The 12910-nt window shown below is 51.0% G+C and carries 11 protein-coding genes, 3 pseudogenes and 1 riboswitch (1 of these 15 cut by a window edge); of the genes and pseudogenes, 10 read left to right on the top strand and 4 right to left on the bottom strand.

Going from position 1 to position 12910, the window contains the following annotated elements; genetic code table 11:
- From J4G02_16275 to J4G02_16265, 3 genes and pseudogenes are all read left to right on the top strand, one after another.
- Window positions 1-477: pseudogene (locus J4G02_16275) on the top strand (transposase) (it extends 700 nt beyond the left edge of the window).
- 20 nt (window positions 478-497) lie between these two features.
- Window positions 498-698, top strand: a complete 201-nt coding sequence (locus tag J4G02_16270) for an L-rhamnose mutarotase (protein ID MCE2396115.1) — start codon at window positions 498-500, stop codon at window positions 696-698.
- A gap of 281 nt (window positions 699-979) precedes the next feature.
- Window positions 980-1447: a hypothetical protein gene (locus J4G02_16265; GenBank protein MCE2396114.1), complete on the top strand. Its 468-nt coding sequence runs from the start codon at window positions 980-982 to the stop codon at window positions 1445-1447.
- A gap of 64 nt (window positions 1448-1511) precedes the next feature.
- On the opposite strand, the gene J4G02_16260 is transcribed toward J4G02_16265, so the two are convergent.
- From J4G02_16260 to J4G02_16245, 4 genes are all read right to left on the bottom strand, one after another.
- Entirely contained in the window at window positions 1512-2900 is a 1389-nt protein-coding gene (locus J4G02_16260) for a beta-lactamase family protein (GenBank protein MCE2396113.1), read from the bottom strand.
- Window positions 2901-2911: 11 nt separating this feature from the next.
- Window positions 2912-4150, bottom strand: coding sequence for a diaminopropionate ammonia-lyase (locus tag J4G02_16255; protein ID MCE2396112.1), 1239 nt, complete (start codon window positions 4148-4150; stop codon window positions 2912-2914).
- 29 nt (window positions 4151-4179) lie between these two features.
- Window positions 4180-5778, bottom strand: a complete 1599-nt coding sequence (ggt, locus tag J4G02_16250) for a gamma-glutamyltransferase (protein ID MCE2396111.1) — start codon at window positions 5776-5778, stop codon at window positions 4180-4182.
- A gap of 331 nt (window positions 5779-6109) precedes the next feature.
- Window positions 6110-7111, bottom strand: a complete 1002-nt coding sequence (locus J4G02_16245) for a Gfo/Idh/MocA family oxidoreductase (GenBank protein ID MCE2396110.1) — start codon at window positions 7109-7111, stop codon at window positions 6110-6112.
- 222 nt (window positions 7112-7333) lie between these two features.
- Between J4G02_16245 and J4G02_16240 the strand changes: the two genes are divergently transcribed.
- The 7 genes and pseudogenes from J4G02_16240 to J4G02_16210 form a co-directional block, all read left to right on the top strand.
- The gene (locus tag J4G02_16240; protein MCE2396109.1) at window positions 7334-8155 is read left to right on the top strand and encodes a phytanoyl-CoA dioxygenase family protein; all 822 of its coding nucleotides are present in this window, start codon (window positions 7334-7336) and stop codon (window positions 8153-8155) included.
- Window positions 8156-8311: 156 nt separating this feature from the next.
- A complete protein-coding gene (locus tag J4G02_16235) occupies window positions 8312-9070 on the top strand; it encodes a glucose 1-dehydrogenase (GenBank protein ID MCE2396108.1) in 759 nt (252 codons plus the stop codon).
- Window positions 9071-9163: 93 nt separating this feature from the next.
- The gene (locus tag J4G02_16230; protein MCE2396107.1) at window positions 9164-9439 is read left to right on the top strand and encodes a hypothetical protein; all 276 of its coding nucleotides are present in this window, start codon (window positions 9164-9166) and stop codon (window positions 9437-9439) included.
- Window positions 9436-9773 (top strand): annotated as a pseudogene (locus J4G02_16225) (type II toxin-antitoxin system PemK/MazF family toxin). Before J4G02_16230 ends, J4G02_16225 begins: the two are co-directional and overlap by 4 nt.
- Before the next feature lie 188 nt (window positions 9774-9961).
- Window positions 9962-10066, top strand: a riboswitch (TPP riboswitch).
- Between the two features lie 104 nt (window positions 10067-10170).
- Window positions 10171-12050, top strand: a pseudogene (thiC, locus tag J4G02_16220) (phosphomethylpyrimidine synthase ThiC).
- 239 nt (window positions 12051-12289) lie between these two features.
- Window positions 12290-12673: a Gfo/Idh/MocA family oxidoreductase gene (locus J4G02_16215; protein ID MCE2396106.1), complete on the top strand. Its 384-nt coding sequence runs from the start codon at window positions 12290-12292 to the stop codon at window positions 12671-12673.
- Window positions 12667-12910, top strand: a 244-nt coding sequence (locus J4G02_16210; GenBank protein MCE2396105.1) for a hypothetical protein, incomplete at its 3' end; no start/stop codon positions are given. The genes J4G02_16215 and J4G02_16210, both read left to right, overlap by 7 nt.

Below are 12910 nucleotides of genomic sequence, written 5' to 3'. Positions count from 1 at the left end.
AGCGAATCAGCGCAAGGACTTCCAGTTTAAGGCAGCGCATCGCATCCTTGAACGTTGCGATGAAGTGGCTGTAGAAGACTTGAAAATCAGGAACATGCTCAAGAACCATTACCTCGCCAAGAGCATATCCGACGCAGGGTGGGGCAGTTTTCGGTTGAAACTGCAAAGCAAGGCTGCAAGTGCCGGCAAGCGGTTCATGAAAGTGAAACCCCACCATACCAGTCAGAAATGCTCAGGTTGTAGTGAGATTGTGGCTAAACAGTTATCGGATCGTGTCCATGATTGTCCCCATTGCGGGTTGGTCTTGGACAGAGACCATAACGCTGCAATAAACATCAAAAAGGCTGCTGTAGCCTTGCGTGGAGGTGTGGTGGTAACTAACACCCCCGAAACCCCTGCTCAGACGGGGACAGAAACGCGGAACCCAATAAATCCCGGGGAACGGGCAACAAGCCCCAGCCCTTCAGGGTGGGGTAACTGACAAAATGAGTATCTTCATGTCCGGACTTCAGCTCTTCCTTTACATGGAGGTAGAGAATTACGCGGAAGCCGCTCGTATCCTAGCGGAGAGCGATGATTCTGTACGTTGGGAAGAATACATGGTACCGATCATGGAAAGTGCGACCGGCGCAGACTACGATCCTACTAATGCTTATCCAGAAGGTTTGCCCGAAGTTTTTTACTGGCAAGCTGACTGAGCGTTGATTGGTCCGCAAACCAGCCGCTAGGAAAGTATTATAGTGAATTCAAAAAATAAATAAACACTTTCACTCACCGGTAGGTGCGGTTTTCAACCGCACCGAATAGGCGCAGTTAGAAACTGCGCCTACCAAACGGTAGAATGGTAGTTTTGTTTTCCTAACCGCACCGGGTTGAACTGTCTCATTAATTCTAAGGTCTACTATAATAGCTTGACGGGCGGTACGATTTATACTATCCTACCCAAAAGATTCATCCGTCAATTGAGGAGGGATTAGGGGTGAAATCGGTAAAGCTTATTCTATTTTTATGCTGGGGTTGTATTATTTGGCTAGGCTGTGGGAAGACATATCAATCCATTTCCGCCGATAGTTTGGGGACACAACTGAGTGGTCACGAAGGACAGCGCCACGGTGACTTCTTGCAACCGATGCCTTACAATGAAGGACAATGGAGGCTTGTTGTCAACGGTGTGAGCTGCATGGAGACAGTTAATTTTGAGAACCAGCCTCGCATCCGATCAATGCTACAAATGGCAGCGTCTGCGCGGAAGGAAAATCGTCCAATCAGAATCTCAGGTGTTGTCAAGGAAGGGAAATTAGATATAGAGTATTTTGAGGGGATGCGTACCGATACAGCATGGCATAAAGATAAAAATCCGTACTATTCCTATGCTGCTTATTACGAATGGTCTCCATTTGCCTATAGCCCTAACGCGCGAGTGTTTAGATTTTCAAGAATGCAGTAGCACAAACCGCGGATAATTCAGAGCTGTATGGCGCAAGAAATGAGCCGCATACTTAACCGCATCATCATACCAGTTTCTTGAATACGAAAGCTCCCAACTCGTAGCTTCTCACCCGATTATCATCGTCAAAATCAAAGACGGCGATTTCTCCAGCCGCGCGCCCGCCACGAACAAGCCATTCCGCCTTATTATCGGTCGGTTCAAGGACTGCCGGGGCGTGCAGAGAATATGCAGCGCCACCGTGAGCCACAAGCTGCAAGCTGCCATCACGCATCTCAATGTTCACATCAATTCCCGGTTCAGCACGATAATAACCGAGATAACGCTGTAGCGTCTCTGGCGCTGGTTCAAGCGTTGGCTGCTCTAGTACAGGCTGTATCGATTCGTCGGCATTCAGCACCATCTCAAGCACCGCCTGCGCCATCTCAAGACCGCCGTGCGGAGGCCACATATTGAGGAGAACAACCACGCCTGTTTTACTTGGAACGTTAAACCACACCTGTGTGCCAAAGCCGTGAATCCCGCCACCATGATTGTGATAGATATGGTCCCCAATGCGGGTCGCCCGCCAGCCTAAGCATTGCCCCGACGACCAATCCTGCTCGACGTATTGTGGTTGGTGAATCTCCGCAACTGTTTGCCCCGTGAGCACCTGTGCGCCACATCGATCTCCGCCATCGGTTTGGAATTGGAACGATATCCATTTTGCCAAGTCACTGACGGTGGAATGCAGTTGACCCGCCGATGAAAGTCCGTTCAAATGGGCGTAGGGGGCACGTTCAGGACGATCCTGGTAGGGCGTTGGGTTATAGCCGACGAAGAAGTGAGGACGCAATTCGTCTGTGAGGTCAAAGACTGTGGAGGTTAGACCAAGTGGCTCAATGATATTGGCGTGGATGTATTCGGTGTATGGTGTGCCGGTGAGTCGGTATACTACCTCGCCGAGTAACCCAAATGCGAGGTTTGAGTATTTGAAGGCGGAATCCTGTGGGATAACAATCCCTGTCTCCGGTAGTTTGGCGAGCATCTCTTCGCGGCTTGGGAAATCGAGATCATTCCAACCGTGCGTCGGGGACTCGGTGACCAATCCAGAGCGGTGCGTCAGCAACCGGCGAAGCGTCACGCCTTCAACATTGTCGCGGATAGCACGAGCCGAATCAAATTCGGGAATGTGATGTGTCAATGGGTCTTCCAGCGTGAGCCGCCCTTCATCCCGCAACTGCATAATGGCAGTTGTTGTGAACGTTTTGGTCACTGAAGCGATACGGGCAATCGTATTTTCAGTAGGCTTTTTTCCCGTAGCCAAATCCGCCGCGCCGAACCCACCGAACCAAGCGAGTTCTTGGTCACGAATAACGCCGAGCGCTATGCCGGGAAGTCTATACATAGCAACCTTTGTTTCTGCCAAGCGCTCGATGTCTGGTATCAAGTTTTGGAGAACACAATCTGCCATTCGTAATCTCCCTATTCTGTTGTTTGGGGTTTCGTTCCTGCCTCAACTGTTTCTGGACTCGCACCGACAAGGTTGCGATAAACCTCCGGATCAGTCGCTCCCTCGGTTGCAATAATAACAACCCGGCTTTTACCATCGAGCCCGAGTTGCTGGCGCAGATTTTCATCGCGGGTCGCTGCCAGAAACCCTGCCCATCCTGCAATTCCTGTCTCACCAATGACGACTGAGGCATCCTCACCGACACCTGTCGCCGCCTGCCGTATGGCATCCATAGCTGCTTCGTCAGGGATAGTCAGAAAAGCGAAAGCACCATCCCTTAAAATCTCCCACGCTTGGGACGAAGCCGATTCAACGACCAGTCCGTCCATAACTGACCGCCCATCACCACTGACGGTTGCCGCTCTGTTTTCGACCATGCTTTGGTACAGACAGGCGGACGTGGTTGGCTCAACGACAACTATCCGTGGATGGCTGCTTCCATATCGTTCCCACAAATGCCCACAAGTTGCGCCGGCAAATCGACCCCCACCGCCGGGGACGAAGACATGAGTGGGTGGCTGGGCACCCCTGAACTGTTGAACGATTTCGTCCGCGACCATTGCGTAACCCTGCATAATCGCACCGGCAATGTGGGGATACTTGGCAGATTTGTCATCCGAGACGACAAAATAGCCTAACTTCTCGGCATCCGCAAAAGAACGTTGCACCGCTCGGTCATAGTTTCCCTGCACTCGCACCACCGCTGCACCGTAGCCGGCAATCGCTTCCTCCCTGCCGGCGCTGACACCATCGTTCATGTAAATGGCGCACCGACAACCGAACATACGGGCACCCCACGCTAACGCGCGACCGTGGTTGCCCGACGTCGCTGCAGAGACGACAATCTCTTGCGTTACCGATCCATACTTTCTGTCTATCAAGTCTTGCGTCGTAACCGTTTCTACACCCGTGGCTTTTTGGATCTCACCCTTTAACACAGCTAGCATGGCGTAGACGGGACCCGTCGGTTTGAAACTTCCCACTTCAAATCGATATCCCTCGTGTTTGCACCACAGGGCCCCGACACCGCTTGCCAAAGCAAGACCGTTCAACGTAATCAACGGCGTCGGTTGATAACCGGGCAACTTTGTAACCTCTGCTTCCACATCGGCAAAGGCATCCTGATTCAATAATGCCCTCTGTGCCCGACCGTACTCCGGGAGAGGGCGGACTTCTGGATTGATAAAAAGATTGGTTTCGTAAGTATTCATGCTTTTTCGCTTTGATTAGTTAAGTGTTGTTATAAGGCTGCCACCCGACCCTCGCCACGCGGGTCAGTACCCCCGGATTGAACTACTGGATCGTCCGAAAGCACAATGGCATGACCGGGTCCGCCGATTCCTGCCTGTGGCTCGACCCGATGCCCCCGCCCTCGCAGCGCTTCGAGCACATCTGCCCCAGCACGCTCTTCGACGCCAATCGGTTCTGCCCCTTCGTTATGCACACGAGGCGCATCTAGGGCTTCTTGAGCGGTCATTTGCAAATCGATGAGGTTCACCGAAATACTGAGTTGATTGTTCGGAATGGTACGACCGCCGGGAATACCATAAGTGGCGAAAGGGGCGTCGTTCCGCAACGCGAGCATCGGTGCCATGTTGTGCAACGGGCGCTTCCCAGGGGCGATGGAGTTGGCAAAACCCGGTCGCGGATCGAAACGACCCACCCCGTGACCAAACAGCAGCCCTGTCCCCGGTACGGTAAACATTGAGCCAAATCCGCCGCCATGCGTCTGTGTGAGACTCACCATGTTTCCGTTGCTATCCGCTGTGGAGATGTGGCTAGTACAGTTAAGCGGTTCATAATACACAATTCTTCCCGGCTTTGGTGATTTCAGACCCTCTTTCAACTCCGGTGCGAATTTAGCGACGAATGAATCCGAAAGTTCTGCTGAAATATCAATCTCTACAAAATCGGGATCCCCGAATCGACTGAGCCGTTCTTGCCAACCGATTTTCATCGCTTCGGCGAGAAGGTGGGTTCGTTCGACGAGGGAAGTCTTTCCAACATCGTACGCTTCAATTAACCGGAGCATCTGCAGGGTGCTCAATCCTCCGGCACCGAGTGGGGCTGTATAGATCCGATATCCCCGATAACTAATTTCGTACGGCTCAAGCACCCGCGGTGTATAGCTTTGAAAATCTTCAGCGCTCAAGCACCCACCACTCTCTTGGATAAAATCGGTAATTTTGTGTGCGATATCCCCCTGATAGAAGGCAGGGACTCCACCTTCGGCGATAGCCTCTAACGTTCGGGCGAGATCAGGGTTTGTAAGTCGTTCACCCGGCTTCGGTGCTCGACCATTCTTCAGGAAAACACGTGCTGTTTCTGGAAAATCCTGCAGCCATCGTTTCGCGTTGCCTGCCATGGCACCTCGATTGGCGGTGTTGGGAACGTAACCGTAGCGAGCAGATCTGATGGCCGGTTGAGTTACCTCGGCGAGTGGCATAGATCCAAATTGCTCAAGTGCCAAACATAATCCTGCCACCACACCGGGGACGCCGACTGCTAGAGGACCGTGGAGATTCACTCTCCCCGGCACTCGGTAGCCTGCTGGGGTATCAGTTTTTTCGATGGTAAACATCTGATCCGACGCTGCAGCGGGCGCCACGGTATTGTAGTCAATGGCGACAACTTTTCGCTGATCGGCTAAATAGATGACCATACATCCACCATAACCCGCTATGCCGTTGTGGCATGGTTCAACAACCCCTTCGGTGAAGGCAGCCGCAACAGCAGCATCCACCGCATTGCCCCCTGATTGCAGGATATTCATACCAGCGTTGGCAGTTCTAGGGTGAGGCCCAACTACAGTGCCGTACTTTCGTTGACGTGGTTGCATACAGAAATTCCCTTTCCTCTCGTTCAAATTCGCTTTGGGGTGAGCAAGTTGCGCTGACTTATTAATCTTTGGTGCTAGTTGGTGAAGATGTCATTTCCATATCGTTCGAGAGTTAAGCGTAGGTTGGGTTGAACAACACCGATAAAAAATACCACACATTACGCTGAGATTGCGGTGTTGGATGCTGCTCGAAATCGCTCCAATCTAGTGAAACTCAACGCTCAATCCAATGAATTCATGAACAGATTATTTTCACGTTTCACGTTTTACGTTTCACGCTTTGTCTCTGACGGGGAGCGTATCAACAGTTGAAAACTATCACCATTGGTTATTAATCTCTATCAAAGTCAGACATCTGTACCGGCGTATTCCGTTCAGCACTCAGTTTAGCCGCTTCAATCACCGCCATCGAATGACGCACAGAGTGTCCACTTGCGTCGGGCTCACGATTTTCGAGGCAGCAGGTCGCAAACTCCCGGATCTGGTTGGGCATACCTTCTCGGCTCGACCCATCCACCGATCTTTCCTGTCCATTGACGGTCAACTTATCGCCTGCTAGCATCATCGAGCCTTCGCTTCCGACAATGTACTGATCGTGGGCGCTGGTGTGAGAGATAACAGTTTGCGACAGCACGCTCACCGCACCATTTTCATGTGTCATCATAGCGGTATAGGAGTCCTTCTGTCCTCGGTACAGATTGGTGCTCTCAGACCCCTGGGCGTAGACCTGCGTTACAGGCGAATTAAGATACCAGGGCAGGATGTCATATTCATGTGGCCCAAAGCAGTAGAGGACGCAAATTCCCCCCATTTCCAGATCGAGATACCAATGTCGAGAGTCACTCCCCGCTGGTGTTGGGTTGAAATAGCTGTACCGTCGCCGTATCAGGTGTCCCACCTGCCCGATTTCTCCGTCAGCAATCATTTTCTGTATTGCACGGTTTACGGGATAGTATCGCATCACCTGACCTACCATCAGAATCTTCCGAGCTCGATCACAGGCATCAATCATTCGGTCACAATCGGCAAGCGTCAACGCCATAGGTTTTTCCACCAACACATGCTTTCCCGCTGCCGCTGCTGCAACTACCTGATCGGCGTGTAAGGAGTGAGGTGTACAGACATGTACAGCCTCCACCCGTGCATCATCTAAAAGCGGCTCAAGGTTTGTATAGGCGCTAGCACCAAAATCTGCCGCCGCTGCACCCACTCGATCAGCGTCTACATCCATAACCGCAACTAGGCTGATATTATCGTTTGCTTCAATTGCATTCATATGCGATCGGGCAATACCCCCTGCGCCGATAACTCCTACCGACAGTACGTCGCTCATACGCTATCTCCTCAACTAAAATTTCTCTGTTGGCACAAACCTGCTCCCAAAAGTTAGAATAGGACTCATTATACGGATATATATACCCGCGTCAATCAAAAAAGAGTGCCGACATTTTGCTATATCAATTTCCACTGGATCTCGCTCACGAAATCGTCTATAATGTTGTTAACCGACGCAGATCTCAAGATTCATTGACTACGTACAATAGGAGGAATCACGATGGTAAACGGATACTTGACAGAGGAACAACGCAAAAACTGGGATGAGCAAGGTTATCTCATTGTGAAACAGGTGCTTTCCCCTGAGGAAGTTCGTACACTTTTGGACGCAGTCGATCCAGTTATTGAAGACTACGTCCGGGAAACAGATGGTCCTGATACCCCCCGATTTGGTCGAGGTGCTTTCACCATCATTCGGGCGATTGAAAGAACAGATGCGCTGGATGTTTTAACGGATCACCCCAACATTTTTGGAACGATTCTCGCGTTGATGGGGCCCTACCTCCAGATTATGGGAACACAGATCTACACGCGACACCCCAGCGATGATCCCTTACTCAGTTTCCATACGGACGCTGGACCCTCACTGCAGCAGATCCATCCGCACCCCCAAAGCCTCCCGCTACAATTCAAGGTTCAATTCTTCCTGACCGATGTATCAAAGCCGGACAGTGCGAATTTCATGCTAGTGCCGGGCAGTCAGCAAAAGCCTTTTCCTGAACACCCTGAACCCGGATTCATCCCGGAGGGAGCGATCCAAGTGCTTGCCGATCCGGGCGATGCCGTCATCTTTCCATGGGCGCAATGGCACTCGGTCGGACCGAATAAAACGGATCGGATTCGGAAAAGCGTCACCTTCCGTTACGGTCAGATGTGGAGCCGTCCTTATGACTACGAAACACTGCCACCGCATGTGCTAGAGCGAATGACGCCTCGCAGGAAACGCTTATTCGGGTATATGGGTAAAGACTATCACCCAACCGATTACTTCAAACCGCATGACCAGTTGGAAGTTATACTCGGTGATGAGTGGAAACTGTAGGTGTGAAACGTAATAGGAAGAATAGGGCGAATGGAAGGAAGGATGACTGGAAGAGAGGAAAATGGGCAGCTGCCGTAGGTCTTTATAGTGGAAGATTGGGTTCCCATCCTTGCCACCTTCCACTCTTCCAACCATGTATGTGAGAAAGGGTAAAATATGGTTGACTTACATGGCAAGGTTGCTTTGATCACCGGCTCCTCGCGCGGGATTGGGCGTGGATGTGCGGTTGAGATGGCGACATGCGGTGCCGACATTGTAATTAACTACCGAACCCATCCCGATGAAGCGGCGGAAGTCGCTGAAATTGTTCGAGGACTAGGGCGCAATGCCCTCACTGTTGGAGCAGACATTGCGGATCGAGATGCTGTCGAGACGATGGTGCAGCAGGGGATCGATCAGTTCGGAAAGATAGACATCCTCGTAAATAACGCAGCGATGAGCATTCGCAAACCGTTTCTCGAAATTCCCGTTGCCGATGTGGAACGGACGATTGATGTCTGTATGTGGGGAGTATTTCATTGCAGTCAGGTCGCTGCACGCCACATGGTGGAACGTGGCGAAGGTGGGAAGATCTTAATTATCAGTTCCGTCCACGCCTTTATCCCGTTTGGAAATTCCGTTGCCTACAATACCGCCAAAGCAGGCATCAACCACATGGGGTACACAATGGCGACAGAACTCACCGAGCATCGTATCAATGTCAACGTCATTGAGCCGGGGTGGACCGACACACCGGGTGAGCGGAACTTTGCAACAGAGGAGGAACTGAGAGAAGGCGGCAAAAAACTGCCGTGGGGTAGACTGGGAACGATTGAGGACATCGGAAAAACGGCAGCGTTTCTCTGCTCCGACGCAGCGGACTATATTACTGGAGCCTGTTTGCGGGTAGATGGCGGCTTTTGGCTACCGAGGTAACACAGCAGCACAATTACTCTTGGCGTCTGCAAGAAAAAATCGCTTGCGTTTATGTCGGTCGGATGCTATATTTGCCTATGAGGAGACACTTCAATGAAAAAAAAGCGAATCCGAGCAACAATTGATATGTCAATTGAACTTTCGGAAAGAGTCAATAAAGCACTTCACAAAAAGTGTGCACCTAGCCGCAACGCTCTGTTAATTCAAGCAGTACAGCGGTATTTAGAATACTTGGAGCAGGAAGAAATTGATGCGCAGATTACTCAGATGGCGACGGATTCGGAATATCAGGAACTCCATACCCAGATGGTTAAAGAATATGAGCCAGCAGGTTGGGAAACCTTACGTTTAGGTGAGGATGGTTCATGAACCGTGGTGATGTGTATCAAGTCCGTTTTGATCCAATAGAAGGTTCCGAGCAAAGCGGCACACGACCTGCCGTGATTGTAACACGTAATGCCATTAATCATCCAGTCCAGTGATTATGGTTACACCGTTTACCAATGCAAGAAATGTAGCGCGAAACTATCCGACCGATGTGCTCGTCCATGCCCCAGAAGGCGGATTAACCATTGATTCTGTGGCTCTCGGTGTTCAAACGCGCGTGGTATCTAAGTCTCGGCTGCTAGATTATAGAGGTACACTTTCTGATGCTACAATGGGGCAGATTGACCGTGCTCTACGCATCTGTTTCAATCTATAAAAAGTCTGTCGAAAAATCTTCGTGGCTAGTAGCTTGTCGAAAGAAAACCTCCTAATCTAATTTTTCTCTTGACTTTCTTATGCAATCGTTGTAACATTGAATTAGAAATCCTGTAATAATTCTTAAGAAAGAATAAACGTTATCTGAGAGTTGTATAAAAAACGATGAAGCCAAGTCTGCGTCATCTATAATCTTTGTTGGGGTGCGCTCCGATTTGACCCGGGGCACTGAGAATATACCCTTTGGACCTGATCTGGATAATACCAGCGTAGGGAAATATGAGTTGCAGAGTAGAGAGCAGCGTTCGTTGTTCCAGACTTTGTATGTCGAGCCGTTTTCCTTATGCAGGGAAACGGTTTTTTTTTGACATTTGCTTACCGCATAGGAGGTTGAGACGATGGCTACTGAAAAATCAAGCGAATTTTTTCCGAATAGTAAAAGAGTATACGTTTCCAGCGAACAGAACGAAGATCTACGTGTGCCTTTCCGTGAAATCGCACTCCATCCCACGCAGGCATTTAACGGTGAGATGGAAACCAACGAGCCGCTGCGTGTTTATGACACCAGTGGACCCTGGGGCGATGATGCACAATCATGTGACAGCGAGCAAGGGCTAACCCCGGTACGAGCGGATTGGATTCAGGCGCGCGGCGATACCGAAGAATATGCGGGGCGCGAAATCCAACCACAGGATAACGGTTATCTGACCCGTGGTCACGAACAGTACGCCAGCCGGCGTGAAAAACAGAAAGGTCGTTTGGAATACTTTCCGGGTCTAGGAAAAAAACCGCTTCGCGCAAAAGCGGGTGGCTGTGTTACCCAGATGCACTATGCTAGACAGGGCATTGTTACACCAGAGATGGAATTTATCGCCATCCGCGAGAATTTGGGGAGGGCTGAGGCGTATGAGGCACTCATGAGCGAATCTGCCCCCCGGAATCACTTGAACCATCAACACCCCGGCGAATCTTTCGGTGCCTTTATTCCCGATTTCATTACGCCTGAATTTGTTCGGGACGAGGTCGCACGCGGACGGGCAATCATCCCAGCGAATATCAATCACCCCGAAACCGAACCGATGTTGTGAAGATCAATGCGAATATCGGCAATTCCGCAGTCGCCTCCTCCATTGAGGAAGAGGTAGAGAAGATGCGATGGGCAACGAAATGGGGTGCCGATACCGTCATGGATTTGTCAACGGGGAAAAATATCCATGAGACCCGTGAATGGATCCTTCGCAATTCTCCCGTCCCGATCGGCACAGTTCCAATCTACCAAGCCCTTGAAAAAGTGAGCGGCAAGGCGGAAGAGTTGACATGGGATATTTACCGGGATACCCTGATCGAGCAAGCCGAGCAAGGCGTTGATTACTTTACCATTCACGCCGGTGTGCGCCTAGAATATATTCCACTCACGGCAAACCGATCCTGTGGGATCGTATCGCGTGGCGGAAGCATCATGGCGAAATGGTGTCTCTCACACCATCAAGAAAGCTTCCTCTACACCAATTTCCGCGAAATCTGCGACATCATGAAGACTTACGATGTCTCCTTCTCGCTCGGTGCCCTCGCAGACGCAAATGATGCCGCCCAAATTGCCGAATTGGAAACATTGGGTGAACTCACGAAAATCGCTTGGGAATCAGACTGTCAGGTGATGATTGAAGGTCCCGGGCACGTACCGATGCAGCTGATCAAAGAGAATATGGATCTGGAGCTCAAGCACTGTTATGATGCGCCATTCTACACCCTAGGTCCATTGACAACCGATATCGCCCCCGGCTATGACCACATCACTAGCGCAATCGGGGCGGCGATGATCGGGTGGTTCGGTTGTGCGATGCTCTGCTACGTTACACCGAAAGAGCATCTGGGGCTGCCGAACAAAAAGGATGTTAAAGATGGTGTCATTGCGTACAAGATCGCAGCGCACGCTGCAGATCTCGCCAAAGGGCATCCCGGTGCCCAAGAGCGTGATAATGTCGTCTCAAAGGCGCGTTTCGAGTTCCGTTGGGAAGATCAGTTCAATCTGAGTCTCGATCCGGAAACCGCTCGTGAATTCCACGACGAAACCCTGCCGCAAGAGGGCGCGAAACAAGCGCACTTCTGCTCGATGTGCGGTCCGCATTTCTGCTCAATGAAGATCACGGAAGATGTCCGTCAGTATGCGCGGGAAAAGGGTGTCACCGAGGAGGATGCACTCCGACTGGGCATGGCGGAAAAGAGCGATGAATTCAAAGAGGCGGGCTCAGAGGTATACTCCTCCGCTGCGGATTAAAAAACCAGAAGGGACAAACGCTTGTTTGCCCGTACTTGTCAAAAAGCCGTTTTCCTCCGCGCAACATGGGAAAACGGCTTTTTTCATTCCTTCGCAACGCGCAATGAATTGCGCTACTACAAACTCAAGTGCGTAACTCCTAAAAGCATTGAAAAAGTCTCGACTTCGGTGATTGTAGCTTGTGACAAGCTGATCAGGGGACACATCACACATTACGTTTCATGTAAGGAGACACAATCATGTCCAAAACCTATCGTGCAGGACTTGTCGGATGCGGCGGCATGGGTCGCCATCATCTTCAGGTCCTCAACGACCTACCCGAATTTGAACTCGTTGCACTCTGCGATATTTTCCCCGACGCTGTCAATAAATCGGGGGATGAATATGGCGTCGAAGCGCGTTACCTTGATTTCGATCAGATGTATGATGAAGCGAATTTAGATCTCGTTACCATCGCTACACAGACACGAGGGCATCATGCCCCGTGTGTGAGAAACCTATCGCCATTGACCTCGTCGAAGCGGATGACATGGTCGCTGCTGGGGAAGCCTCCGGTGCTAAGTTCGCCATCCATCAACAGAACCATGTCAACCCCGGCATCCGGAAAGCACAAGCGATGGTGAAGGAAGGTATCATCGGTGATGTAATCTTAGTGCGAGGCAGAAACAAAGCCGGGCGCAAAAGTGGGAACGAGTTCATGGAGATGGGAACGCATGTCGCGGACATGATGCTCTGCTTCGGTGGAGTTCCAGAGTGGTGTTCGGGAACGGTTTACAACGAGCACCAATCCGCCGGACCGACGGACATTATGGAGGCGAAGGAGATGTCTCCGCGAGATCGGGACTCTGGATTGGTGATGG

Source organism: Candidatus Poribacteria bacterium (genome assembly GCA_021295755.1).
Lineage (GTDB): Bacteria > Poribacteria > WGA-4E > WGA-4E > PCPOR2b > PCPOR2b.
Note: the sequence above shows the minus strand (reverse complement) of the source record. Positions and strands in the feature narration are given on the sequence as shown.

Excerpts from the sequence above, each read along its gene's own strand:
- J4G02_16270 (MCE2396115.1), top strand. The coding sequence starts at position 498 with ATGTCCGGACTTCAGCTCTTCCTTTACATGGAGGTAGAGAATTACGCG.
- J4G02_16260 (MCE2396113.1), bottom strand. The coding sequence starts at position 2,900 with ATGGCAGATTGTGTTCTCCAAAACTTGATACCAGACATCGAGCGCTTG.
- J4G02_16255 (MCE2396112.1), bottom strand. The coding sequence starts at position 4,150 with ATGAATACTTACGAAACCAATCTTTTTATCAATCCAGAAGTCCGCCCT.
- ggt (MCE2396111.1), bottom strand. The coding sequence starts at position 5,778 with ATGCAACCACGTCAACGAAAGTACGGCACTGTAGTTGGGCCTCACCCT.
- J4G02_16245 (MCE2396110.1), bottom strand. The coding sequence starts at position 7,111 with ATGAGCGACGTACTGTCGGTAGGAGTTATCGGCGCAGGGGGTATTGCC.
- J4G02_16240 (MCE2396109.1), top strand. The coding sequence starts at position 7,334 with ATGGTAAACGGATACTTGACAGAGGAACAACGCAAAAACTGGGATGAG.
- J4G02_16235 (MCE2396108.1), top strand. The coding sequence starts at position 8,312 with ATGGTTGACTTACATGGCAAGGTTGCTTTGATCACCGGCTCCTCGCGC.
- J4G02_16230 (MCE2396107.1), top strand. The coding sequence starts at position 9,164 with ATGAAAAAAAAGCGAATCCGAGCAACAATTGATATGTCAATTGAACTT.
- J4G02_16215 (MCE2396106.1), top strand. The coding sequence starts at position 12,290 with ATGTCCAAAACCTATCGTGCAGGACTTGTCGGATGCGGCGGCATGGGT.